Origin of the sequence: Bacillus sp. 7894-2, from assembly GCF_002272225.1 — a bacterium.
Classification (GTDB): Bacteria; Bacillota; Bacilli; order Bacillales; family Cytobacillaceae; genus Cytobacillus.
On sequence record NZ_NPDG01000004.1, the window covers coordinates 24462 to 50011 of the forward strand.

Consider the following 25550-nt stretch of genomic DNA (forward strand, 5'->3'; position numbering starts at 1 on the left):
TGAAAAATGCCAAAAAAAGAACAAAGAGAACTCACAGGTAAGCAAAAAGCGGCTATTCTTCTTATTTCACTTGGTCCTGATGTGGCATCCTCTGTTTATAAACACTTAAGCGAGGAAGAAATTGAAAAATTGACCTTGGAAATCTCAGGGGTCCGAAAAGTTGATTCGTTTGCAAAAGAAGAAATTCTTGAAGAATTCCATCAAATTGCCCTGGCGCAGGATTATATTACGCAGGGAGGAATCGGTTACGCAAAAACAGTTCTCGAGAAAGCACTCGGTACTGAGCAGGCTTCAGTCATTATTAACAGGCTGACTTCTTCTCTTCAGGTAAGGCCTTTCGATTTTGCGAGAAAGGCTGATCCGGCACAAATTCTTAATTTTATTCAAAATGAACATCCGCAGACCATCTCCTTGATATTGTCATATCTTGATCCAGCGCAGGCCGGGCAAATTCTGTCAGAGCTGCCGCAGGAAATGCAGGCGGATATTGCAAGAAGGATCGCTGTTATGGATAGTACATCTCCTGAAATTATTAATGAAGTTGAACAGATTCTTGAAAGAAAGCTGTCTTCTACTGTAACTCAGGATTATACTCAGACCGGCGGCATTGAATCGGTGGTCGATGTTCTAAATGGAGTTGACCGTGCAACAGAAAGGACTATTCTGGATGCACTGGAGATTCAGGATCCAGAGCTTGCTGAGGAAATTAAGAAGAGGATGTTTGTGTTTGAAGATATCGTTACCCTGGACAGCCGCGCTATACAGCGCGTTATCCGTGATTGTGAAAGTGAGGACCTCATGCTTTCATTGAAAGTGTCGAGTGATGAAGTCAAAGAAATCGTCTTTAAAAATATGTCTTCAAGAATGGTTGAAACCTTTAAAGATGAAATGGAATATATGAGTCCTGTGAGATTGAGAGATGTTGAAGAAGCCCAATCAAGAATAGTTGGCATTATCCGCAGATTGGAAGAATCAGGGGAGATCATCGTCGCTCGCGGCGGAGGAGATGATATTATTGTCTAGGCTAATAAAATCATACTCTAGCGCAGTGCCGAAAGAAGAAAAGAAAGTCATTTCGATCAGACTGATGCAAAGCAATTCAAACCATATTGAAGAGGCAGTGGAGCAGAGTGCTGCGAGACCCCATGAAGAGATTCAGGCCATGATGAACAGCGCCCGTGAGGAAGCTGAGCGGATTGTAAACGCTGCAAGAATAGATTCTGACAATATGGCCCGGCAAATGGACGAACAGCGCATGGCGCTTGAACAGGAAAAACAAAAAATATTTGAAGAAGCCAGAATACAAGGATTTGCTGCTGGAGCTGATGAAGGCAGACAAAGCGGTCTCAGGGAATACAGTGAACTGATTCATATGGCAAGAGAAGTTGTAAACACAGCCAAACATGATTATCAGCAGCACATCGAATCATCTGAACGGACCATACTGAACCTCGGATTAAAGGTTGCAGGGAAAATACTCAGCGAAGTTCTTGAACAGAATAGTGACCAATTCCTTTCTATAGTAAAAAGGGCTTTAAAAGAAGCAAGAGAATATACTGAGATTCAGCTTCATGTACACCCAATGCACTATGATTTGCTTTTGTCTCATAAGGAAGAACTAATCCGGGTATTTCCTAAAGAGACAGATTTATATATTTATCCGGATGAGGAACTAAGTAATACAAGCTGCATAATTGAATCAGCCAACGGACGAATTGAAGCCAGTGTTGACAGCCAGCTTGAAGAAATAAAAAGAAAACTCTTTGAGATGCTGGAGAGTGAACCAAATTGAAACTTGAACAGCTGATCAGCGAGATAGAAAAAATTGATAGCTTTAAGCGTTTTGGCAGAGTAAAAAGAGTAGTGGGTCTGATGATTGAGTCCCAAGGCCCGGAAAGTTCTATTGGGGATGTATGCATTATTCATATCGGCAAAGGACGCACAAGAAAGATCCAGGCGGAAGTAGTCGGATTTAAGAATGAGAATGTGATACTTATGCCTTATACAGATGTACAGGATATTTCACCAGGCTCTCTTGTCGAGACAACCTCGAGACCTCTTGAGGTGAAGATAGGACCGGCTCTAATTGGACAAGCAATAGATTCACTGGGACAGCCTCTCGATGGGTCCTTGCTGCCAAAAGGGCTGACGCCAGTCCTAACGGAACAAACTCCTCCTAATCCTCTGAAAAGACCGCCGATTTCTGAACCTATTGAAGTAGGTGTAAGAATGATCGACAGTCTGCTGACTGTAGGAAACGGACAGCGGGTCGGGATATTTGCAGGTAGCGGAGTTGGGAAGAGCACTCTTCTTGGAATGATAGCCCGCAATACTAATGCAGATCTAAATGTGATTGCCCTTATTGGCGAGAGGGGCAGAGAGGTTAGGGAGTTTATTGAGAGGGACCTGGGGCCGGAAGGTTTGAGAAGATCCATAGTGGTTGTCGCTACGTCTGACCAGCCGGCACTCATGAGAATTAAAGGGGCATACACAGCCACAGCAATTGCTGAATATTTCAGGGACAAAGGCTTAAATGTCATGTTAATGATGGATTCAGTAACCAGGGTGGCAATGGCTCAGCGGGAAGTCGGCCTTGCAGTCGGAGAACCGCCAACAACTAAGGGGTATACGCCATCTGTTTTTGCTGTATTGCCTAAGCTTCTTGAAAGAACCGGTACAAACGAATACGGCTCTATAACGGCATTTTATACCGTACTGGTGGACGGGGATGATATGAATGAGCCAATCGCGGATACAGTCAGGGGAATATTGGATGGACACTTTGTTCTTGACCGGTCATTAGCGAACAAGGGGCAGTATCCAGCTATTAATGTCCTGAAAAGTGTAAGCCGTGTAATGAACCATATAGCAGATGCATCTCATGTTAAATCAGCTGAAAAGGTAAGAGAAATGCTGAGCACATATATCAATGCAGAGGATTTAATTAATATTGGAGCCTATAAACGAGGGTCATCGGTGGAAATAGATGAAGCCATACGATTATATCCTTCGATCATCTCTTTTTTGAAACAAGAAACGAACGAAAAAATTTCTATCTTGGAAAGCATTGGCCAATTAAAGGGATTAGCTGGAAAAGGGGAATAAAAAATGCAATACCAATTTAAATTCAATAAAATCCTGACGATTAAAGAAAGAGAAAAAGATCAGGCATTTGATGTATATAATCAGGCTGTAAAACGATTTGAAGAAACTGCAAAGAAACTATACGATCTGCTGAAAAAGAAAGAAGATCTGGAAGAATATCAGCTATCAAGATTGGCTGAAGGACTTCCGGTTCAAGAAATAAGGCATCACCAGCATTTTGTGAGCAGTCTTGAGAAAACAATTGACCATTATCAAAAGATGGTGGCAAATGCAAGAAGCCAAATGAATTTCCAGCAGGAAAAACTCATGGAAAAAAATATTGAAGTAAAGAAATTTGAAAAAATGCAGGAAAAAGATTTAGCAGGCTTTTTGGAAAGCATGAAGCAAGCAGAAGGAAGGCAAATGGATGATATCTCACTTCAGCTGTATATGAATCGGGGAAATTAGGTGGTTAAATGGAAAAAATACCAGAAGAACAAGATACACGCAAAACTAGCCGGTTTCAATGGTTTATATTTGCTTTCTTAATTCCGATCCTGTTCGGAATAACTGTAGCCCTGCTGGTTTTCACGCTATCAGGAAACAATATTTTTGAAACAGCCAAAAAATATAGCCAGGAAGTGCCATTTTTAGCTTCAGTTTTTGATGATAAGAACTCCCGTTCACAGGAAGTTATGGAAGAGCAGATCATCGGAATGCAGGCAGAAGTTAAAGATCGGGAAGCGAGAATATCTCAGCTGGAAAGCGAGCTCGACAGCAAAGAGCTGGAAATAGAAAGAGCAGGGCTTGAAAAGGAAAGGCTGGAGGAAGAAATCAGCGAGCTTACGGCTATAAAGGAAGAGAACAAGCGGGCCTTTAAAGATATCGTAAAGACTTATGAAAACATTTCTGCTAAAAAAGCAGCACCCATTTTAACTGAGATGAAGGATGAAGAAGCGGTAAAAATCCTAGCCAATGTTAATTCTGATACGCTTGCTGGTCTCATGGAAAAGATGAATCCGAAAGATGCTGCACGTTATACGGCGCTCCTGACTGCTGCAAAAGCAGAAAGCGGATCTGATAATTAAGAGAAGTTTTGAAGGGAGGTGAAATAGGTGCAAATCGGAGGATTAGGATTCATTCAGTCACAATATACATCCGAAGATAAATTATCTCTGCAAGATACAGGCAGCAATGGTTTTGGAAGTCTTTTCTCCGCGTTAACCGGAATTGCCAAACCGCTAGAGGAAACCTTACCTTCTGCTGCAGATGAGAATAAGATCGAACAGTTAAAGGAAATAATTGAATTTCTTAATGTAAGTGAGATTACCGATTTAGAAAACGGAAGCGAGCTGCTAGATAAGATTTGCTTTCAAAATGAAACTGACATTATTGATATCATTTCAGAGCAGCTGGATCTTTCACAGGAAGAATTGGTGCAGATGCTTGAAGGTCTTATTGAACAAGTTCTGCCGGAAGTAAAGCCTAAGGATGTATATCCTGAAGAAGTTATAGATGCAGAAAATAAAATCAGTTTACTAATTTCTGCAATATCAAATCAAAAGATAAGCATCAACTTGCAGGGCAGAGATCTTAGCGGGGCATTAAAAGTTCTGAAATTGTATGAATTGCTTTCTGCGAAACAGGACTTTCACACTAGTAAACTAAACCTGAAAGATTTCCTGAAAGATGTTCAAGTGAAAATTGAGAGTCTGATAAACAATAGAGAGGGTATTTCACAGAAGATTTTTACCCCGCTCGTAAGCGAATTAAACTCTATAAAACAACAAAATAATGCAGCTAATGAACCTGCGGGTCAGACTGCTGCTAAAATCGTACACAGAGCAGAAACTGGTTTACAGGGATTTATTCAGGTTCAATCCTTTTCAAAACCTGAACAGATGGCTCTCCTGAGTCCTCAGGGAAAGACAGTAAATACAGACCAGCTTATGCAGCAATTTGAAAACATATTATCAAGGAGCAGTTTTCTCAAAATGGGAGGGACACAAAAGCTTTTTATCAAGCTGAACCCTGACCATCTTGGAGCTCTGAGGATAGAGCTTATTCAAAAGGACTCGGCGATGATTGCGAGGATACTTACTTCCTCTGGAGCAGCTAAAGAAATTCTGGATTCACATATTAACGGATTGAAGCAGGCCTTCAGTTCACAAAATATCCAGATTGAGAGAATAGAAATCTCTCAGCAAACGACGCAGCAGGATCGATCTTTTAACAAAGATCCCCAGCAGCAGGATCAGAGGCAGCAGAACAAGGATGATCAAAATCCGCAGCCTGAAAGAGAATTTAACAGCTCTTTTGAAGAAGCACTTCTTAATACAGAAGCATAGGAGTGATAGGAATTGGCAAACACAATAGATTCTTCCCTAATGCTGTCAAACTATCAAAGCCAAACCCGAAAAACCGGCTCAGATATATTAGGCAAAGATGATTTCCTGAAGATTCTAATGACACAGCTGCAAAACCAGGATCCCATGAATCCAATGCAGGACAAGGATTTCATTGCGCAAATGGCAACCTTCTCGTCTCTGGAGCAGATGACCAATATGAATAAGACGATGGAGAAGTTATTGGCTTTTCAGGAGCAGAACCAGCTGATGACATACAATAACTTTCTGGGGAAAAATGTAACATGGCATAAATTGACCGAATCAAGTGAACCAAACCAGGATCCAAGTATAGAAGAAGGAACTGGAAGAGTAGTCTCTATCCAGTATAAGAATAATTCTGCAATATTTATTTTGGATGATGGGACAGAGCTAGAGCCAGCAAATATATCTCAACTAAATGAATAAAAGGAAGTGAGTGGGTGGATAAACTAATTTTTCGTCCGATCCACACCCAGCCGGTAATTACACCAAAGGGGAATGCCGTTCAAACTTCAAAGCAATCAAAAAATACATTCTCTGCCCACCTCCAGACAGCCTTGCGGACCGAGTCCCAATTAATAGTGAGTAAGCATGCAAAACAGAGACTTCAACAGAGAGGTATAGATATTAGTGCAGAGCGATGGGGGAAAATAGAAGAGAAAGTACAGGAAGCCAAGCAAATGGGTGTTAAAGAATCCCTGGTATTGCTCGAAGAAGCAGCACTTATAGTTAGTGCAAAGAATAATACAGTGATTACGGCGATGGATCGTAAAGAAGCTCAAACCCAAATATTCACAAATATCAATGGAACCATAATTCTGGATAATAACTAGGCTGGACCGTATAAGGAAGCCTAAGCTGCGGACTGACAGAAGCAGCATAAAGAGAGGAGCAACAACTAATGTTACGTTCAATGTATTCAGGAATAAGCGGAATGAAAAACTTTCAGACAAAGCTGGATGTAATTGGGAATAATATTGCGAATGTTAATACTTTTGGATATAAAAAGGGTCGGGTTAATTTTAAAGATATGGTGAGTCAGACAATTTCAGGTGCAACAGGCAGTGGTGATAACTCAGGCGGTATTAACCCTAAGCAGGTTGGCCTTGGTTCCCAATTATCTTCAATAGATACAATTGATACACAGGGTAGTTTACAGACTACTGGACGAGTATTGGATATAGGAATTCAAGGTGATGGCTATTTAATGGTTCAGCGAGGGAATAACACCTACTATACCCGCGCTGGAAATTTGTATCTGGATGATGATGCCAACCTAGTTACAGCATCAGGAGATAAAGTAAAAGGAGCTGATGGTTCAGCTATCCAATTAAATGGAGGGAACGCCACCGTTATTAAGAGCTTAAGTATATCGAATGATGGAACTATAAACTTCTTAATAGACTGGGACGATACACTGAAGACTGCCGGACCAATTGGAATCGCACGCTTTAATAATAATGGCGGACTTGAAAAAATTGGAGACAATCTCTATAAGGACACAGTAAACTCAGGTGATCCTGTCCCATTAACCCCTGGCGAAGACGGTGCTGGAGTGCTTGTTTCAGGCACCCTGGAAATGTCAAACGTAGACCTGTCAGAAGAATTCACTGAAATGATCACAGCCCAACGTGGTTTCCAGGCAAACACCCGTATCATTACTACATCAGATGAAATCCTGCAGGAGCTTGTTAATTTAAAACGATAATCTAAAGGAGGGTCAGGGCTGAAGGTACAGGATCTTTAGCCCTGAAATAAACATTGATTAAAGTATCTCGCCTGAACGGCAAAACTTTTGTATTGAATGCTTTGTACATAGAAACAGTAGAGTCTTTTCCAGATACGACAATTACGCTCACGAATGGGAAGAAGTATGTTGTAAAGGAATCTGAAGACCGAGTTATGCAATCGATTTTAGGATTCTATCAATCTGTTAATCTACTGGGGCAGCAGCTGGCGGAGGGAAATGAAAATGAAGAACAATAAGCTGTTAATGATAATGTTAATGATGCTTGTAGCAATCACGCTTATAGGAGCTATTGCCCTGGTGCTTGTAATGAAGTTTTCGGGTGATAATGAAACAAAAGAGCCGACCATTGATGAAGTGCTGGAGGCCTCTGTGGATATTCCGCAAGTTACAGCCAATTTAGCGAGTGATGATTATATCAGGATTTCTTTTAAAATCCAGACTGAAAACAAAAAAACAAAAGAGGAATTGCAAAAAAGAGATTTTCAGGTTAAAAACCTCATCATTCAGGAATTGTCCGAAATGAAAGCAGAGGATATACAGGGGAAAGATGGCCAAATCAAGCTGCAGGAAGATTTGAAAACCAAGATAAACGGTTTAATGCAAGAAGGAAAGATCGTTCAGGTGTACATAACTGAATCTCTCCTCCAGTGAAAACCAAATAATTAACTGCAATAAATGGAGGTGAGGATTCATGTCAGGTGAGGTCTTATCGCAGAGCGAGATTGATGCCCTGCTTTCGGCTCTCTCTACCGGAGAAATGGATGCAGATGAGCTGAAAAAGGAACAAACTGAGAAAAAAGTAAAAGTTTATGATTTTAAGAGAGCATTAAGGTTTTCTAAAGATCAAATACGAAGCTTAACAAGAATTCATGAAAATTTTGCCCGGCTTTTAACCACCTTTTTTTCTGCCCAGCTGAGGACCTATGTGCAGATTTCGGTTGCTTCTGCGGACCAGATACCATATGAAGAATTTATCCGGTCTATACCGAAGATGACCATATTGAATGTAATTGAAGTGCCCCCTCTGGATGGAAGAATTCTCATGGAAGTGAACCCAAACGTCGCCTATGCCATGATGGACAGGCTGATGGGCGGCAGAGGCACAAGTATCAATAAAATTGATAATTTAACAGAAATTGAAACAAAAATCATGTCAGCTACATTTGAAAGGGCATTTGAAAACTTAAGGGAAGCCTGGAGTACAATCGCTGACATTGATCCGATATTATCTGATTTTGAGGTAAATCCTCAATTTCTGCAAATGGTCTCTCCAAATGAAACAGTTGTCGTAATCTCACTAAATACGATCATTGGGGAAACGAGCGGAATGATTAATATATGTATACCTCACGTTGTTCTTGAGCCCATTATTCCTAAGCTGTCTGTCCATTATTGGATGCAGACTGACAAAAAGGAAAGGGAGCCGGAGGTCATTGCCCGGCTTGAACGAAACATTCAGAAAGCGGAAGTTCCGGTCATATGTGAACTCGGCAGTTCTGACATAGCCATTCAGGATTTCTTAACACTCGATATTGGAGATGTCATTGAGTTAAACCAGGGGATTGCCCAGGCGCTTTCAATAAAAGTCGGCAATATCCCAAAATTCATCGGACAGCCCGGAAAAATAAATAAAAAAATGGCCGTGCAAATTTTAGACACTGTGAAAGGGGGAGATGAGGATGATGAGTGATGATATGCTTTCGCAAGATGAAATTGATGCTCTATTAAGGGGAGCTGCTGACGACAGCGACGAGACAGAAAATTATAATGAGGCATTTTTTCGAACCGAGGATTATTTGTCCCATATGGAGCAGGATGCTCTGGGTGAAATCGGCAATATCTCATTTGGAAGCTCTGCAACAGCATTGTCTACTTTGTTAAATCAAAAAGTTGATATTACAACACCTGCTGTTTCAGTTGTTTTGCGCAAAAAATTAGCTGATGAATTCCCGCATCCTTATGTAGCAATTCAGGTGAATTATACAGAAGGCTTCTTTGGAAGCAACCTGCTGGTAATACAGCAATCAGATGCAGCCATCATTGCTGACTTAATGCTTGGGGGCGACGGAACCAGCCCGGCTGACCTAATGGGAGAAATTCAGTTAAGCGCCGTTCAGGAGGCAATGAACCAGATGATGGGTTCTGCAGCCACTTCGATGTCAACCATCTTTGGAAAAAAGGTAGATATTTCTCCGCCGGCAATCGACATTCTTGATTTGCCTCAGGGAGAAGGTGCCGACCGAGTCCCGGATGATGATATGCTTGTTAGGATTTCGTTCCGATTGAAAATTGGCAGTCTGATTGACTCGAATATAATGCAGCTGCTTCCTTTGGAATTTGGCAAAAGCCTTGTAAATGAATTATTAAATCCGGGTCAGGATCTCCCAGAAAATAGCGCTGTTTCTGAAGAGAAGCCAGCGGCTCAAACACAGCACGATTATCAGGAAAGCCAGCATTCGTTTGATCATAAGCCTGAAGTACACACAGACGGATTAGATCAGACTTACACTCAAACGGGTTATTCCGGAGAGCAGCCGACATATTCGCAGCCGGTAATGAGTCAGGCAAGCTATCCGCCTGCACAAAACCAGGCTCAGCATTCCGGACCCCAGCATTTCGGAGGCTCTTATGCAAATGGAGTGCAGCCGAATGTACAGCCAGCAGCCTTTTCGAGTTTTGAACCATACCATATGCAGGAGACTGAAACAAAGAATTTGGATATGCTTTTGGATATACCGCTTCAGGTAACGGTCGAGCTGGGAAGGACCAAACGTTCCGTAAAGGAGATTCTTGAATTGTCTTCCGGTTCAATTATAGAACTGGATAAACTGGCAGGTGAACCTGTTGATATTCTGGTGAATAACCGGTTAATTGCACAGGGGGAAGTGGTTGTCATTGATGAAAACTTTGGTGTGAGAGTTACAGATATTATCAGCCAGAGTGACCGAATAAAAAAATTAAGATAAAAAGTGGGGGTTATTGGAATGGCACATAAAATTTTAATAGTTGACGATGCAGCTTTTATGCGAATGATGATAAAAGATATTTTATCCAAGAATGGGTATGACGTAGTAGGCGAAGCTGCTGACGGTGCACAGGCTGTGGAAAAATATAAGGAAACACAGCCTGACCTTGTCACAATGGATATAACCATGCCGGAAATGGATGGAATTACAGCTCTGAAAGAAATTAAAAAATTAAATCCAGCTGCAAAAGTCATTATGTGTTCTGCAATGGGCCAGCAGGCAATGGTTATTGATGCCATTCAGGCTGGAGCAAAGGATTTTATTGTAAAACCGTTCCAGGCTGATAGAGTACTGGAAGCAATCGGCAAAACTTTGGGCTAGTCATTATTCTTTTTAGAGGGTGCAAAATAGTGTGTAATGTAAAGAAAGTGATTTCTTTGCTGCTGTTGTTTTCAATTGTTCTGCTGGGCGCGCAGCCGCAGGCCCAGGCAGAGCAATTGAATAATAGTGTTAAAGAATGTATGAAAAATCCTGAGAAATGCGGAAAACAGGAATTAAAAGAATCAAAGGATCCAAAGACAGCAGAAGGACAGATCCAACAAGATGAAAGCGGCAAAATTGGCCTTACTTTTTGGGATTTTATAAAAATGATTTTAGCAACAGGCTTCACGATTGGATTACTGTATGCTCTCCTAAAGTTCATCAATAAAAAAAGTAAGGTGTATAACAGGTCGCAATTGGTTGAAAACCTTGGAGGGACAGCTTTAGGTGCAAACAGGTCAATTCAGCTGATCAAAGTTGGGAAACGCATTTTGGTAGTAGGGGTAGGAGAAAACATTCAGCTGTTAAAAGAAATAGACAACTCAGAAGAGTACAGCCAGATCATCGAAGAACATAATGACAAACTGGAACAGCTTATCCGTCCAAGCGACATTGTGACAAAGGTGATGAAAAGAACACAGCAAACAGAGGAAGACAAACAAGGCAGCCAAAACTTCAGGGCACTGCTCGGGATTCAGCTTGATGAAATGAAAAAGGGCAGAAAAAAACTGTTTGATGAGTTAGAAAGAAAGGGCCAGAAGAAAGATGAATGAATTCATGGAGTTTTTTAATAGCAGCTCTCCTGAAAATGTATCTACATCTGTGAAGCTTTTTTTATTGCTGACGGTACTTTCTCTCGCACCGAGTATTCTAATATTAATGACATGCTTTACAAGGATTGTCATCGTTCTTTCCTTTGTCAGAACGGCGCTTGCTACTCAGCAAATGCCGCCGAACCAGGTTTTAATCGGCCTATCCTTATTCCTGACATTCTTTATTATGGCTCCAACCATGCAGGAAGTGAACGACCAGGCTTTAACACCTTTATTCAATGAAGAAATAAATCTGGAACAAGCGTATGAAAAAGCATCTATACCCTTCAAAGAATTTATGAGTGCCCACACAAGGCAGAAGGATTTGGCTCTATTTCTTGAATATTCCGGTGCTGAAGCGCCGGCTTCCATTGAAGATATTCCGCTTACGAGTCTTGTTCCGGCATTTGCCATAAGTGAAATTAAAACAGCTTTTCAAATTGGCTTTATGATTTTTATTCCTTTTCTGGTTATCGACATGGTTGTTGCCAGTGTGTTGATGTCCATGGGGATGATGATGCTTCCTCCGGTTATGATTTCGCTTCCGTTCAAAATATTATTATTTGTACTGGTGGACGGATGGTACTTAGTAGTTAAATCCCTTTTACAAAGCTTTTAAGCAGGTGAACATTCAGAATGACTCCAGAAACAGTTATATCCATTGCAGAAAGAGGGATCATCACTGTATTGATGATTTGCGGTCCCTTGCTAATTCTGGCACTAGTAGTCGGCTTAGTTGTCAGCATTTTTCAGGCTACAACTCAAATTCAGGAACAGACGCTGGCTTTTATTCCTAAAATTGTAGCGGTCCTTGTCGGTGTTGTATTCTTTGGTCCTTGGATGCTTAGCCACATGCTCTCGTATGCAAATGAGATTTTCTCTAATTTGACCAGGTTTGTAGGCTGATGACATGTTAGATTTTCTGCCTTCTTTTCCGGCTTTTTTACTTATTTTTGTAAGGGTGACATCTTTCTTTTTAATGATGCCCCTTTTTTCTTACAGATCCATCCCGGCATCACATAAAATTGGCCTTGGCTTCTTTTTGGCCTGGATTATGTTCCTGGGCATGGATGTCCCTGCACTTGAAATTGACGGCACATTTTTTCTTTTAATCATAAAAGAAGCATTGGTTGGGCTGATGGTTGGATTTATTGCCTATTTAATCCTTTCAGCCATTCAAATTGCCGGAGGATTTATTGATTTTCAGATGGGTTTTGCCATTGCGAATGTGATTGATCCGCAGACAGGGGCGCAGAGCCCTTTAATGGGACAGTATTTGTATACGATCGCTCTCTTTTTTTTATTAACCGTTAATGGCCACCATCTCATGCTTGATGGAGTGTTTTACAGCTATAATTTTATCCCGCTGGATCAGGCATGGATTTCTTTCGGGGATGAAAATATGGCTGAATATGTCATTAAGGCCATGAATACGATGTTCGTTATTGCCTTTCAGATGTCCATCCCTGTTGTCGGCAGTCTGTTTCTTGTAGATGTTGCGTTAGGGATTGTCGCCAGGACAGTTCCGCAGCTAAATGTTTTCGTCGTTGGACTTCCTTTGAAAATAGGCGTCAGTTTTATTGTTCTGATCGTTGTTATGAGTGTATTAATATATGCTTTTTCCCTTGCAATTGAAACGATGCTGCAGACAATGAGAGGGCTTATGGAGCTTATGGGAGGTTCATAGAATGAGGTTACTGCTTTCTTTAGATCTTCAGCTGTTTTCCGGAGAAAAAACAGAAAAAGCCACTCCGAAAAAAAGGCAGGATTCCAGAAAAAAAGGACAAGTAGCCAAAAGCCAGGATGTTAATACAGCCATCGTCCTTTTAGCTGTGTTTCTGTTTTTGCTGTTTGCCGGATCGTATTTGAAGAATATCATCCTTTATATATTTACGCATTCATTTAATGATTATATGAAGATGCCGCTGACAGAGGCGAATGTTCAGGTGATTTTTCTTGATGTACTAAAGGAACTGGTGCTTTTTTTAGGTCCTATCATGCTGATTGCTATGCTTGCGGGTGTAGCTGCAAACTTCATGCAGGTAGGTACTCTTTTTTCAACAGAAGCCATACAGCCTAAATTGGAGAAACTGGATCCGATAAAAGGCTTTAAGCGCATTTTTTCAATGAGGGCGATCGTGGAGCTGCTAAAGTCAATGCTTAAGATTGCTTTTGTCGGTGTCGCTGCGTTTACCGTTTTATGGTTAAGGATAGATGAAATATTAATTCTTTCTCAGAAATCAGTAGGAACGGCGATGACCACAATTGCCAGCCTGACCGTTCAAATGGGTTTAATTGCTTCAGCGGCTCTGCTGTTTTTATCCGTCCTGGACTATCTGTATCAAAAATACGATTTTGAAAAGAACATTCGCATGTCAAAACAGGATATTAAGGATGAACACAAAAACATTGAAGGGGATCCGTTAATTAAATCCAAGATTAAGCAAAGACAGAGGGAAATGGCAATGAGAAGGATGATGCAGGAAGTCCCTAAAGCGGATGTGGTCATCACCAACCCGACACATTTTGCCATAGCTCTGAGCTACGATGAAACAAAAAGTGATGCTCCTATTGTAGTGGCGAAAGGTGTGGACTTTGTTGCCCAAAAGATTAAATTAATCGCAAAGGAGCATGATGTGATCGCTGTTGAAAACAGGCCGCTTGCCAGGGCTCTATATAGTCAGGCAGAAATTGGCCAGGCTATCCCGGAAGAATTTTTCAAAGCTGTTGCAGAGATTTTAGCTTATGTGTACAGAACCAAAAACAAAATTTAACCAGAGAAACATGAAATAGCTGGTCTTAGGAAGCTGTTGAATGGCTGCCAAGGCGCCTTCCGCTTTTCTTGTAAGGAGAGAGTTTCAATGCAAGTAAGAGACTTATCAGTATTGATGAGTGTAATTCTAATAGTAGCCATGCTTATTATTCCTTTTCCGCCTTGGCTTTTAAGTGTACTGATAATCATTAATATTGCGCTTGCACTTATGGTTTTGCTGACGGCCATGAATATGAAGGAAGCGCTCGAGTTTTCTATTTTCCCTTCCTTAATCTTGTTAATGACATTATTCAGGCTGGGATTGAATGTTTCTACAACCAGATCCATTTTATCTGAAGGGGAAGCAGGAAAGGTCGTAGAAACATTTGGTTCATTTGTAACCGGAGGTAATGTCATTGTCGGACTCGTTGTTTTCTTAATACTCATTATTATTCAGTTTATCGTCATCACCAAAGGATCTGAGAGGGTTTCTGAAGTTGCGGCGCGTTTTACTCTTGACGCCATGCCGGGTAAACAGATGAGTATCGATGCAGACTTAAATGCAGGCATGATCTCTGAGCATGAAGCCCGCGAGAGACGTGAAAAAATCAGCCGTGAATCTGATTTTTACGGTTCAATGGATGGTGCGAGTAAATTTGTAAAAGGTGACGCCATAGCGGGTATCATCATCACTCTTATCAATCTATTATTTGGTATTGTCATCGGGATGATGCAGCTGGGGCTGCCGTTTGGAGAGGCTGCCATGAAATATTCGATGCTGACCGTCGGGGATGGAATTGTTAGTCAGATTCCGGCACTGTTAATCTCCACTGCAACGGGTATTGTAGTAACCAGGGCAGCATCAGATGGGAATATTGGAAAAGATATTACTTCCCAGCTATTTGCTTATCCGAAAATGTTATATGTTACTGGCGGAACTATCATTCTGCTGGGGTTAATGACACCAATAGGGCTCGTTTTAACACTGCCGATTGGCGGCTTGATGATTTTTGGCGGATATACGATTGCCAAGACTCCACAGCCGGATAAGGAACAATTGCAGGAGATGGAAGAAGAAATCGAAACCGATGAAATGAAAAGCCCTGAAAGCGTGGTTAACCTGTTAAATGTAGATCCGATAGAATTCGAGTTTGGCTATGGGTTAATACCTCTTGCCGATACGAATCAGGGCGGGGACCTTCTCGACAGGATTGTCATGATCAGAAGACAGCTGGCGATTGAATTGGGCCTGGTCATTCCGGTAGTTAGAATACGTGATAATATTCAGCTGCAGCCGAATGAATACAGATTGAAGATTAAAGGAAATGAAATGGCCCGCGGAGAGCTTCTGCTTGATCATTATTTGGCAATGAGTCCCGGTATTGATGATGATAGCATCGAAGGAATTGATACGATTGAGCCTTCCTTCGGCCTGCCGGCAAAATGGATAACAGAAGAAATGAAAGAGCAGGCAGAAATTTTCGGCTATACAGTCGTTGACCCGCCCTCTGTTGTATCTACTCATATAACAGAGGTTATAAAAAGCAATGCCCATGAGTTATTAGGCCGCCAGGAAACAAAACAGCTGATTGATCATGTTAAGGAAAGTTATCCGATCCTTGTCGAAGAAGTTACACCAAATCCATTATCTGTCGGTGAAGTTCAAAAGGTCCTTGCAAAGTTATTGAGGGAAAACGTTTCGATCCGGAATTTGCCGGTTATTTTTGAAACGCTTGCCGATTTTGCCAAATCTACTAGCGATACAGATTTGCTTACGGAATATGCCCGTCAGGCTTTAGCCAGACAAATTACGAACCAGTTTTCACAGCAGGGTGACTCTATAAAAGTCGTTACCCTATCAGGGAGAGTCGAGAAAATGGTTGCAGAAGGTGTTCAGCAGACAGAACATGGCAATTATTTATCCATGGATCCTACTGTATCGCAGAACATACTTGAATCGATAGCTTCCCAGGTTGAACAGCTTTCATTGATGGAGCAGACGCCAATTGTCCTTTGTTCTCCAGCAGTCAGAATGTATGTCAGGCAATTAACAGAAAGGTATTTCCCGCAAATACCTATCCTTTCCTATAACGAGCTGGAAGCAAATGCGGAAGTTCAAAGTGTCGGGGTGGTGAATATTGATTGAAGGTAAAAAAGTTCATGGCAGCGTCCATGCCTGATGCGATGAAACAAATACGCGCGGAACTGGGTAAGGATGCTGTAATTTTAAATTCACGAGTAGTATATACAGGCGGGGTTTTAGGCTTTTTTAAGAAGAGAAGTATAGAAGTGATGGCAGCAGCAGATCCAAATCAGGAAATAGAGCAAAAACCCGCTGTTAAGCCTTCAATAATCCCTGCTGCTTCAAATCATTTCAAGGAAAACACTGAAGAGTCTCAATTTACCGGATCGAGAACTTCAAATGAGCTGATTAGAGAGATAAGCAGCTTAAAACAAATGATGTCCTCTTTGGCCGGTGGACAGCAGATAAGTCCGGTTTACCCTGAAGAAATAAGAAAGGTCATGCAATTACTTAATGAACAGGAAATTGACAATTCCATTCAGGATCAGGTACTTCAAGTATTGCTGGAAAAATGGTACCTGGGCGGTGCCAAAGCTAAAGTTACTGAAGTAGAAGCCTGGCTGCATGAAGAACTGATAAAGCAAATTGAGAATATTCCATTCAGAGGGATTTCATTCACAAAAAAATATATCAATGTAGCAGGTCCAACTGGCGTTGGGAAAACAACTACCTTGGCGAAGATGGCTGCAGAGTGTGTAATTAAACATAAAAAAAAGGCTGCATTTATCACAGCCGACACCTACAGGATCGCTGCGATCGATCAATTAAAAACATATGCCGGCATCCTGGATATGCCTTTAGAAGTTTGCTATACAATAGATGACTTCAGACAGGCAGCAGATAAACTGAAAGATTACGACCTTGTTCTAATAGATACAGCAGGACGGAATTTCAGGAACATACAGTATGTGGAAGATTTGAAGAATGTGATTGACTTTGAGAAGGATATGGAAACCTTTTTAGTGCTGTCGCTTACCGCGAAACAAAAGGATATGGAAGATATATATAACCAGTTTTCAATTATAGACATTGATAAACTTATCTTCACAAAGGCAGATGAAACGTCAACTTACGGTGCCATGTACAACATCATTCATAAATACAAAAAAGGCGCAGCTTATATTACAAATGGCCAGGATGTTCCAGATGATATCTTAATGGCAGAGCCGGAAGCTATTGTAAAACAACTAATGGGGAAAAAGAAATGAACGATCAGGCAGAAAGGCTAAGAGCAAGGCTGAAAGAAGAAGACAGCCGAAGTCATCAATTTAAAACAATAGCAGTGGTAAGCGGAAAAGGGGGAGTAGGGAAAACAAATTTTTCATTGAATTTCTCTATTTCCCTATCCAAAACAGGCCACAGAGTATTGTTATTCGATTTGGATATCGGCATGGGGAATGTTGAGATTCTCATGGGAAGATCAGCTGAATATTCAATTGCTGATTTTTTTGAAAAGGATATACCTTTAAATAATATTATTTCAGAGGGGCCATATGGACTGAATTATATTGGCGGCGGGACGGGCCTTTCGCAAATTGTGAAACTCGATGATGAGCAAATTTCCAGATTTACCGGAGAACTTGCCCAACTTATTCAAAACTATGATTATATCATCTTTGATATGGGTGCAGGCATTACAGAAGAATCGGCGAGGTTCATACTCTCTGTTCAGGAAATAGCGGTCATTACTACACCTGAACCAACGTCTATCACAGATGCATACTCAGTAATGAAGCATATACATCTTTTGGATGATAAGATTCCATTTCAATTGGTCATTAACCGGTCTGAAGGAGAACGGGAAGGGCAGGAAACATATAAAAGGATTTCTGCTGTTGCTTCAAGGTTTTTAGGGAGGAATACTGGCCTTCTGGGAATTATTCCGGATGATCGCAGTATACAGCAGGCTGTTAAACGACAGATTCCTTTTATTATTTATCATGAAAATTCAGCTGCTTCAAAAGCAATTCGGAGTATGACTGAGAAAGTTGGCGGCAGGCCTGGAGGGCTTGCTGGTGAGTATCATGTTTCCCAATTTATTTCAAAGCTTAAAAAATTTCTTTTTAATAGGGGGTGAATCAGCATGAAGACTATAAAAGTGCTTGTCGTGGATGATTCAGCCTTTATGAGGAAACTGATTGCGGATCTCCTCTCTGCAGATGAGAGAATCCAAGTTGTTGGGACAGCAAGAAACGGAGAAGAGGCCTTAAGGAAGATTAAAGAACTAACTCCCGATGCAGTAACAATGGACGTTGAAATGCCGGTTCTAAATGGCCTGGAAGCTCTCAAAATAATTATGAAAACTATGCCGGTACCTGTAGTCATGCTTTCAAGCACAACGAAGGAAGGTGCTGAAAATACCTTTACTGCCATGGAATATGGGGCAGTAGATTTTATAGCGAAGCCATCGGGGCCAATCTCACTGGACATGCATAAAATAAAAACTGAATTAACAGATAAAGTAGTACAGGCAAGCAAAGCGAATATAAAAGGGCTGGTTAATTTTTCAGTTATTGGAAAAAAATCTGCCGGATATAAGCAAAGTTATAGTAAAATAGAACCACGTCAATCTATTCATCTTGTTCGTTCTGCTGTTGAAACAAGTCTTAATGTCAAACAGCTTATCTGTATAGGAACTTCCACTGGCGGACCACGAGCGCTTCAAAAAGTGCTGAATGATCTTCCGGGAGATCTTAACGCACCGATTCTGATTGTCCAGCATATGCCTGCGGGATTTACGAAGTCACTGGCAAGCAGACTAAACGGATTATCGGCGTTATCGGTTAAGGAAGCCGAAGAAGGAGATATTCTTAAAAACGGGACCGCCTATATTGCTCCCGGTGGCTTCCATTTGACAGCTTCAAGGTCAGGCAGGGATCTTGTTATACATTTGGATAAATCACCTCCAAGGAACGGACACAGACCTTCAGTTGATGTGATGTTCGAATCTTTGGGTGGAGTTAACGGGATCAGGAAGATTGCTGTCATAATGACTGGAATGGGATCAGATGGCAAAAATGGCTTGATGGCATTGAAGAAAAGCGGTGAAGTAAAAGCCATCGCTGAATCAAAAGAATCATCCATTGTATTTGGAATGCCAAGAGCAGTGATTGAGTCCGGCCTGGCAGATGATGTGCAGCATATTGAACGTATAGCAGAATCCATATTGAAATTTGTTTAAAGCCGAGGGGGCAGGCACATGGAGATGAACCAATATTTAGAGGTGTTTATCGAAGAAAGCAAGGAGCATTTGCAGTCGTGCAATGAACAGCTTCTTGAATTAGAGAAAAATCCTGATGATATAAAAATAGTTAATGAGATTTTCAGGTCAGCTCATACGCTAAAAGGCATGTCGGCCACTATGGGTTATGAAGATCTCGCCAGTCTGACTCATCAGATGGAAAATGTACTTGATGCAATCAGAAATCAGAAGATTAAGGTAAATGCTGAAATTCTCGATGTCGTTTTTCTGGCTGTTGATGATCTTGAAGCAATGGTCCAATCAATTGCAGAAGGCGGGGACGGCAAAAGGGATGTTTCCATAGCTGTTGAAAAGCTGATGCTCATAGAAAAAGGGGAAAGCCCGGCATTATCAAAAGCAAGAGCCGAAACGGCATCAGCTATTGCTGAACCGCAGGGTCTGGCCAAAAGTACATATGATGATTTCGAGTGGACTGTGATTCAGCAATCGAAGGAGCAGGGCTTTGAGACCTATGAAATATCAGTAGCCTTGCGGGCTGATTGTCTGCTGAAAGCAGCCAGAGTCTTTATGGTGTTTGAGGTCCTCGAGAAGAGCGGGGAAGTGATCAAAGCCACTCCTTCTGTTGAGCAGCTTGAAGAAGAGCAATTTGATCAGGAATTCTCTGTAACAATTGTGACCCAAGCAACACCCGAAGTTATCCGTCAGAAACTTTTGAAGGTCTCAGAAGTCGACAGGATAGATGTGCTTGAGGTTTCTATGGGAGATTACATCTCCCGGGAAGCTGTGAAGGAAGAAGGTACTCTGCAGCCTGAAATGGAGGAGAAGACAGATCGTGCTTCAGATATGCCAAAAGATGAAAAGAAGGCGCCTGCAGCAAAACACGTCAGCAACAAAACCATTAGGGTGAATATCGAGAGACTGGATATCCTAATGAACCTGTTTGAAGAATTGGTGATTGACAGAGGCAGACTTGAACAAATATCCAAGGAATTAAACAATCAGGAACTTCATGAAACTGTTGAGCATATGTCAAGGATTTCCGGAGACCTGCAGAATATTATTCTGAATATGCGCATGGTCCCAATAGAAACCGTATTCAATCGTTTCCCGAGAATGGTCAGACAATTAGCAAGAGATTTAAACAAAAAGATCAATCTCGAAATTGTCGGTGCAGATACCGAGCTGGACCGAACGGTTATCGATGAAATTGGCGATCCGCTTGTTCACTTAATCCGAAATGCATTGGACCACGGTGTTGAAACACCGGAAGTCCGTAAAGCAAATGGGAAAAGTGAAGAAGGAAATGTCATTCTAAAAGCTTATCACAGCGGCAATCATGTATTCATTGAAATAGAGGATGATGGTGCAGGCATAAACAAGGATAAGGTTATAAAGAAAGCATTAAAAAATGGCATCATTACAGAGCAAACGGCTTCAGCACTAACTGACAAACAGGCATATGAACTTATCTTTGCCTCAGGATTCTCAACTGCGGATAAAATCTCGGATGTTTCCGGACGGGGTGTAGGTCTGGACGTTGTCAAAAATACAATTGAGTCATTGGGAGGATCCGTTTCGATTGATTCAAAAGTTGGACAGGGGTCCATATTCTCCATTCAGCTGCCATTAACTTTATCCATTATTTCTGTCATGCTCGTTGAGATCGAGAAGGAAAAATACGCCATCCCACTATCTTCCATTATTGAAACAGCAATAATCCGAAAAGAAGACGTCTTAAGTGCACATAATCAGAAGGTGATTGATTTCAGAGGCAAGGTTGTTCCGCTCCTTTCATTAAAGGAAATCTTTGAGGTGCCATCTGACAATCATGAAGATGAATTCATTTCCGTTGTCATCGTCAGAAAAGGGGAAAAGATGGCCGGGCTTGTGGTGGATTCCTTTATCGGGCAGCAGGAAGTCGTTTTAAAATCACTTGGAAACTACTTAACAAGCGTGTTTGCCATTTCCGGAGCAACTATATTAGGAGATGGACAGGTTGCCCTGATAGTGGACTGCAATGCATTGATTAAATAATACATTTTGGCGAGGAGTGAACATGATGAGTGAGACGGCCGCGGACTTAAAATTGATTGTATTTCAGCTGAAAGATAAGGAATATGCAATTCCGGTTAATCAGGTGCGTTCCATTGAAAAAGTTGAGCATATTACCCGGGTTCCTCGAACAGTCGGTTTTGTTAAAGGAGTAATTAATTTAAGGGGTGTTGTGACACCTATCATTAGTCTCAGAAGCAGATTTAATCTTGAAGAGGCTGAATATAATGAGCATTCACGAGTCATCATCGCAGTATTGAACGATATGGAAGTCGGATTGATTGTAGATTCTGCAAATGATGTGATTGATGTGGCACCTGAATCCATTGAACCCCCTCCGGACGTAATCGGTTCAGAAGAGGCAGATTTTATCAAGGGTGTTACAAAAATCGAAAAACGGTTATTTATCCTAATAGATTTGAAAAAAGTCCTGAATCCTGAAGAATTAACAGCCCAGGATGGAAAAGGATTAGCAGGATGAATTTTCCAGAAAAAAATATCAGCAGCATGCAATTAGACATACTTAAAGAAATTGGGAATATTGGTGCGGGTCATGCGGCTACTGCATTATCAACGCTGCTTAATAAAAAAATTGATATGTCTGTCCCGGATGTGAAAATTGTTTCTTTTGATGAAATGATCGATATGGCAGGAGGTCCGGAAAATGTTGTGGCAGGGGTGTTTCTAAGGATAGAAGGAGACGCCCCTGGCAGCATGTTTTTTGTCCTTCCTCTTACACAGGCTGAAAACTTTATTCGCGAACTGCCTGGAAACATTTCTTTTTGTGCAGATGAGCAGCCATATGATGAACTTGCTCTATCGGCACTTCAGGAGCTTGGCAACATTCTATCAGGATCATATTTATCTTCGCTATCGGATTTTACTAAGCTGTCACTTTTCCCTTCAGTGCCGATGCTAAGCATTGATATGGTGGGGGCAATTATCGGAACGGGTCTACTGGAAATTTCGCAGGTGAGCGATTACGCCATCGTAATTGATACAGCTTTAAATGATAAGCTTCAAAATAAGGATGCTGTTAATGGCCATTTCTTTCTGCTGCCTGATCCTGAATCATTTCAAATAATCTTTAAGGCATTGGGAGTTCCGGATTATGAATAGTATTCTAGAAATTGTAAAAGTGGGCATAGCAGATATGAATATTGTTAAAACTCCCGGATTAATCAGGACATCAGGCCTTGGTTCCTGTGTCGGTGTGGTTCTCTATGATCTTAGTTTAGAAATTGCGGGGCTTGCACATATTATGCTGCCTGATTCATCTCTTGCAAAAAACAGAAGCTTAAATTCAGCTAAATATGCTGATACTGCAATTCGGGATTTAGTCAGCCTGCTGGAGAAAAAAGGTGCAAAAGCTTCACGATTAAAAGCTAAAATTGCCGGCGGAGCCCAAATGTTCCAATACTCCTCCGGAAGTGATTTAATGAGGATTGGCCCAAGGAATGTAGAAGCAGTTAAAAAGGAACTAAATTCCTTAAAGATTGCTATTTTAGGTGAAGATGTTGGTGGGCATAGCGGCAGAACAATTGAATTCAATCCTCAATCAGGCGACCTGATGGTGAGGACTGTTAATAAAGGCCAAGTTGTTATTTAAACTTTCGTTCCAGGGTGGGCAGATACAGCCTTATATAAATCGTCTTAAAAGTCCTAGATGCTGCCGGATGATCTCTGCCAGCCATACAAGCTGATTTCTCTCCGGCTTAATTAATGCTCTCAACAATTATTTCTTCGAAAGACCCCCTTATTTTGGAAAAGAACTGAGCAGTTTATAGTGAAAGGTACTATTTTTATAGAAAAGTTTTGATATACTGACACTAATTAATAGAAATGGAAACGTTTGAGGAGGATGGCCATGGCAGACATGATAACCGAAGAAAGCACATACTGGGCTAAATGGGTCGACTCTCGTGATGCTCAAGCGGGGAATTTTCTTGTGAAAAAATATTTGCCTCTTGTAAGCTATCATGTTCAGCGAATATCCGCTGCCCTGCCGAAGAATGTTTCAAGGGACGATATACGAAGCCTTGGGCTAATGGGTTTGTACGATGCGCTGGAAAAGTTTGAGCCTGCAAGAGATTTGAAATTTGATACATATGCTTCGTTTCGAATTCGCGGTGCCATTCTGGATGGATTAAGAAAAGAAGATTGGCTTCCCCGAAGTACAAGGGATAAGGCGAAAAAAATTGAAGCTGCCACTGAGAAGCTGGAGCAGCGGCTGATGCGCAATGCAACAGTTTATGAAATTGCTGAAGAAACAGATATGCAGGAAGAAGAAGTATATTCTGTTATGAACGAACATTTTTATGCAAACATCCTCTCAATTGATGAGCAGCCTGATTCAGAAGAAAAAGATGCCAGTTATTCAATTAAGGATGAAAAAGCAATCATTCCAGAAGAAAAGGTATTAAAAAATGAAATCTTGGAAGAAATGGCTGAAAAAATCTTACAGTTAAATGAAAAAGAGCAGCTTGTGCTTAGTTTATTTTACAAAGAGGAATTAACTCTTACAGAAATTGGCGAAGTAATGGGCCTATCAACATCCCGCATATCCCAAATCCATTCCAAGTCAATTTTTAAGCTGAGACAGCTGCTGGAAAAAGCCATATAGTCTTATGCCATTTCTTTCTGCAAAGGAAGGAAACAGCATGGAAAACCAATTTCAACTTTTAGTTGATACTCACGGTTTATCTGCATGGATACAGCCGGTAAATATTGATGAACTGGATGGAACTGTCCAATCTGAAATGATCCATAAACAGCTTGCTGACGAAAAGGTCATTTTTGGTGTGAGCGAAGAAGTAATCCAGAGAATCTGCAGAAATCCGTTCTCAGTGGAATATCCCATACAAATAGCAAAAGGAACTCCTGCAGAAAATGGCAGTGATGCATATCTATTAAATGAAGTCTCTTTTGACCGGAAAACGGGCAGAAAGAGATTTAATTTTAGAGATGTTCTCCATATCCCATCTGTTACACAGGGTCAGCTCCTGGCCTCTGTTATTCCTGCTACCCCCGGTGCTTCCGGAAAGAATATTTTTGGCAAGCTGATACCGGCAAAGGATGGGAAGACTTTAAGAGTCAAGGCAGGGGAAAATGTTTTTGTAAATGGCGGCAAATATTATTCGCTATTAGATGGACAGGTTAGTTTCACTCAGAACAGCATTTCTGTTAATCCAGTGTATGAGGTTGAAGGAGACCTTGACTTGAAGACGGGCAATATTAATTTTGTCGGGAATGTTGTGATTCGCGGAAACGTTCCTGCCGGTTATGAGATTAAAGCCGGAGGTGACATCATAGTTGCCGGTATAGTTGAAGGCTCTTTCCTGCGGGCGGATAATAACGTGCTTGTTACTGGCGGAATTTCAGGCAGTCATAAAGGTTCAGTTGTTTCGGGAGGTTCTGTTCAGGCAGCATACCTGAATCAGGCAAATGTGAAGGCAGAACAGGACGTAATTATCCAAAAGTCAATCCTGCACAGCCATGTTCAAGCTGGCGGAGCCATCAGATGCAGCGGCGCATTAGCTATTGGAGGAAAGCTTCAGTCCGGGTCCGACATTGAAATCAAAGAACTGGGCAATCACTTATTTACTAAGACAGAACTTTTTGCTGGAATGGACTCCAATGTGGATAACACCCAAAAAGAACTATTAAATGAAACAGCCAAACTTTACGAATCAATCAAAAAGCTTGATAGTATCGAAGGCAGACTGACAGAAATGGCAAAGCTGACAGGAAAGCTGACAGATGAACAAAGAATAATTATTCTCAAGCAACGGGCTACAAAAGCTCATTTGCAGAATAAATTGAGCAAAATAAATGAAGATCTGGCTGAATTGGAAAAAGAAAAAGAAGAAAAAATGAATGCTTCAATCCTTATTTACGGGCAGATCTATCCCAACACTGCAATTCACTTTGGAAAGTATTCAAAAGTGATTCGGGAAACTGTCAAATCTTTAAAGTTTCATTTTCTAAAAGGAGAAATAAGAAGTGAGCCGTTATCAAGAATGTGATCTGGGTTAAGTTTGAAATCAATAGAACTTCAGATAGCACAGAGGCTGGGGAACAAGATCGGAAAGAAGATCAAAAAAAGACAGCAATGACAGACAGAACCATCCATACAAAGGGA

The 25550-nt window shown here is 41.2% G+C and carries 29 protein-coding genes; all 29 read left to right on the forward strand.

The genetic code is table 11. The features are described from left to right. The first annotated feature begins 6 nt into the window (after positions 1–6). The 29 genes from fliG to CHI10_RS00695 all read left to right on the forward strand — a co-directional run bounded on the left by fliG (position 7) and on the right by CHI10_RS00695 (position 25434). Positions 7–1023: a flagellar motor switch protein FliG gene (fliG, locus tag CHI10_RS00555; protein ID WP_095242351.1), complete on the forward strand. Its 1017-nt coding sequence runs from the start codon at positions 7–9 to the stop codon at positions 1021–1023. Further along, positions 1007–1792 carry a flagellar assembly protein FliH gene (gene fliH, locus CHI10_RS00560; protein ID WP_095242352.1) on the forward strand — a complete coding sequence of 262 codons (786 nt, stop codon included), beginning with the start codon at positions 1007–1009 and terminating at the stop codon, positions 1790–1792. Before fliG ends, fliH begins: the two co-directional genes overlap by 17 nt. Further along, positions 1789–3105 carry a flagellar protein export ATPase FliI gene (gene fliI, locus CHI10_RS00565; RefSeq protein ID WP_095242353.1) on the forward strand — a complete coding sequence of 439 codons (1317 nt, stop codon included), beginning with the start codon at positions 1789–1791 and terminating at the stop codon, positions 3103–3105. The genes fliH and fliI overlap by 4 nt, the downstream gene beginning before the upstream one ends. Positions 3106–3108: 3 nt before the next feature. Further along, on the forward strand, positions 3109–3552 hold the full coding sequence (gene fliJ / locus CHI10_RS00570) for a flagellar export protein FliJ (protein ID WP_095242354.1): 444 nt from the start codon (positions 3109–3111) through the stop codon (positions 3550–3552). Positions 3553–3560: 8 nt separating this feature from the next. Beyond that, positions 3561–4172: a MotE family protein gene (locus tag CHI10_RS00575; protein WP_095242355.1), complete on the forward strand. Its 612-nt coding sequence runs from the start codon at positions 3561–3563 to the stop codon at positions 4170–4172. Between the two features lie 27 nt (positions 4173–4199). Further along, positions 4200–5432, forward strand: coding sequence for a flagellar hook-length control protein FliK (locus CHI10_RS00580; protein ID WP_095242356.1), 1233 nt, complete (start codon positions 4200–4202; stop codon positions 5430–5432). A gap of 39 nt (positions 5433–5471) precedes the next feature. After that, entirely contained in the window at positions 5472–5897 is a 426-nt protein-coding gene (gene flgD, locus CHI10_RS00585; RefSeq protein ID WP_483294942.1) for a flagellar hook assembly protein FlgD, read from the forward strand. Positions 5898–5911: 14 nt separating this feature from the next. Then, entirely contained in the window at positions 5912–6304 is a 393-nt protein-coding gene (locus CHI10_RS00590; RefSeq protein ID WP_095242358.1) for a TIGR02530 family flagellar biosynthesis protein, read from the forward strand. A gap of 68 nt (positions 6305–6372) precedes the next feature. Further along, a complete protein-coding gene (flgG, locus tag CHI10_RS00595; protein WP_095242359.1) occupies positions 6373–7179 on the forward strand; it encodes a flagellar basal body rod protein FlgG in 807 nt (268 codons plus the stop codon). 53 nt (positions 7180–7232) lie between these two features. Beyond that, entirely contained in the window at positions 7233–7457 is a 225-nt protein-coding gene (locus CHI10_RS00600) for a flagellar FlbD family protein (protein ID WP_095242360.1), read from the forward strand. Further along, complete coding sequence (fliL, locus tag CHI10_RS00605) at positions 7444–7872, forward strand: flagellar basal body-associated protein FliL (protein ID WP_095242361.1); 429 nt, start codon at positions 7444–7446, stop codon at positions 7870–7872. The genes CHI10_RS00600 and fliL overlap by 14 nt, the downstream gene beginning before the upstream one ends. A 40-nt stretch (positions 7873–7912) precedes the next feature. Continuing rightward, the gene (fliM, locus tag CHI10_RS00610; protein WP_095242362.1) at positions 7913–8911 is read left to right on the forward strand and encodes a flagellar motor switch protein FliM; all 999 of its coding nucleotides are present in this window, start codon (positions 7913–7915) and stop codon (positions 8909–8911) included. Beyond that, on the forward strand, positions 8901–10187 hold the full coding sequence (gene fliY, locus CHI10_RS00615) for a flagellar motor switch phosphatase FliY (protein WP_095242363.1): 1287 nt from the start codon (positions 8901–8903) through the stop codon (positions 10185–10187). The genes fliM and fliY overlap by 11 nt, the downstream gene beginning before the upstream one ends. 18 nt (positions 10188–10205) lie before the next feature. Then, a complete protein-coding gene (locus CHI10_RS00620; RefSeq protein ID WP_048009014.1) occupies positions 10206–10568 on the forward strand; it encodes a response regulator in 363 nt (120 codons plus the stop codon). Positions 10569–10597: 29 nt separating this feature from the next. Further along, entirely contained in the window at positions 10598–11281 is a 684-nt protein-coding gene (locus tag CHI10_RS00625) for a flagellar biosynthetic protein FliO (protein WP_286136616.1), read from the forward strand. Continuing rightward, positions 11274–11939, forward strand: a complete 666-nt coding sequence (gene fliP, locus CHI10_RS00630) for a flagellar type III secretion system pore protein FliP (protein WP_095242365.1) — start codon at positions 11274–11276, stop codon at positions 11937–11939. The genes CHI10_RS00625 and fliP overlap by 8 nt, the downstream gene beginning before the upstream one ends. Positions 11940–11956: 17 nt before the next feature. Then, positions 11957–12226, forward strand: coding sequence for a flagellar biosynthesis protein FliQ (gene fliQ / locus CHI10_RS00635; RefSeq protein ID WP_009330744.1), 270 nt, complete (start codon positions 11957–11959; stop codon positions 12224–12226). 4 nt (positions 12227–12230) lie between these two features. Beyond that, entirely contained in the window at positions 12231–13007 is a 777-nt protein-coding gene (gene fliR / locus CHI10_RS00640) for a flagellar biosynthetic protein FliR (RefSeq protein ID WP_076255802.1), read from the forward strand. Between the two features lies 1 nt (position 13008). Beyond that, positions 13009–14094 carry a flagellar biosynthesis protein FlhB gene (gene flhB, locus CHI10_RS00645; protein ID WP_095242366.1) on the forward strand — a complete coding sequence of 362 codons (1086 nt, stop codon included), beginning with the start codon at positions 13009–13011 and terminating at the stop codon, positions 14092–14094. An 87-nt stretch (positions 14095–14181) separates the two neighbouring features. Next, a complete protein-coding gene (gene flhA, locus CHI10_RS00650) occupies positions 14182–16218 on the forward strand; it encodes a flagellar biosynthesis protein FlhA (RefSeq protein ID WP_095242367.1) in 2037 nt (678 codons plus the stop codon). Further along, positions 16215–17363, forward strand: coding sequence for a flagellar biosynthesis GTPase FlhF (gene flhF / locus CHI10_RS00655; RefSeq protein WP_095242368.1), 1149 nt, complete (start codon positions 16215–16217; stop codon positions 17361–17363). Before flhA ends, flhF begins: the two co-directional genes overlap by 4 nt. After that, entirely contained in the window at positions 17360–18232 is an 873-nt protein-coding gene (locus CHI10_RS00660; RefSeq protein ID WP_095242369.1) for a MinD/ParA family protein, read from the forward strand. Before flhF ends, CHI10_RS00660 begins: the two co-directional genes overlap by 4 nt. Positions 18233–18238: 6 nt before the next feature. After that, entirely contained in the window at positions 18239–19336 is a 1098-nt protein-coding gene (locus CHI10_RS00665; RefSeq protein ID WP_095242370.1) for a protein-glutamate methylesterase/protein-glutamine glutaminase, read from the forward strand. Positions 19337–19354: 18 nt separating this feature from the next. Then, positions 19355–21391: a chemotaxis protein CheA gene (locus CHI10_RS00670; RefSeq protein ID WP_095242371.1), complete on the forward strand. Its 2037-nt coding sequence runs from the start codon at positions 19355–19357 to the stop codon at positions 21389–21391. Positions 21392–21416: 25 nt separating this feature from the next. Further along, entirely contained in the window at positions 21417–21890 is a 474-nt protein-coding gene (locus tag CHI10_RS00675) for a chemotaxis protein CheW (protein WP_095242372.1), read from the forward strand. Beyond that, positions 21887–22528 (forward strand): chemotaxis protein CheC, encoded by a 642-nt coding sequence (locus CHI10_RS00680; RefSeq protein WP_095242373.1) that lies wholly within the window; start codon positions 21887–21889, stop codon positions 22526–22528. Before CHI10_RS00675 ends, CHI10_RS00680 begins: the two co-directional genes overlap by 4 nt. Next, positions 22521–23018 (forward strand): chemotaxis protein CheD, encoded by a 498-nt coding sequence (locus CHI10_RS00685; protein ID WP_095242374.1) that lies wholly within the window; start codon positions 22521–22523, stop codon positions 23016–23018. Before CHI10_RS00680 ends, CHI10_RS00685 begins: the two co-directional genes overlap by 8 nt. A gap of 258 nt (positions 23019–23276) precedes the next feature. After that, positions 23277–24032 carry a FliA/WhiG family RNA polymerase sigma factor gene (locus tag CHI10_RS00690; protein ID WP_076255819.1) on the forward strand — a complete coding sequence of 252 codons (756 nt, stop codon included), beginning with the start codon at positions 23277–23279 and terminating at the stop codon, positions 24030–24032. Positions 24033–24069: 37 nt separating this feature from the next. Beyond that, entirely contained in the window at positions 24070–25434 is a 1365-nt protein-coding gene (locus CHI10_RS00695) for a flagellar assembly protein A (protein ID WP_179288914.1), read from the forward strand. The last annotated feature ends 116 nt before the right edge of the window (positions 25435–25550 follow it).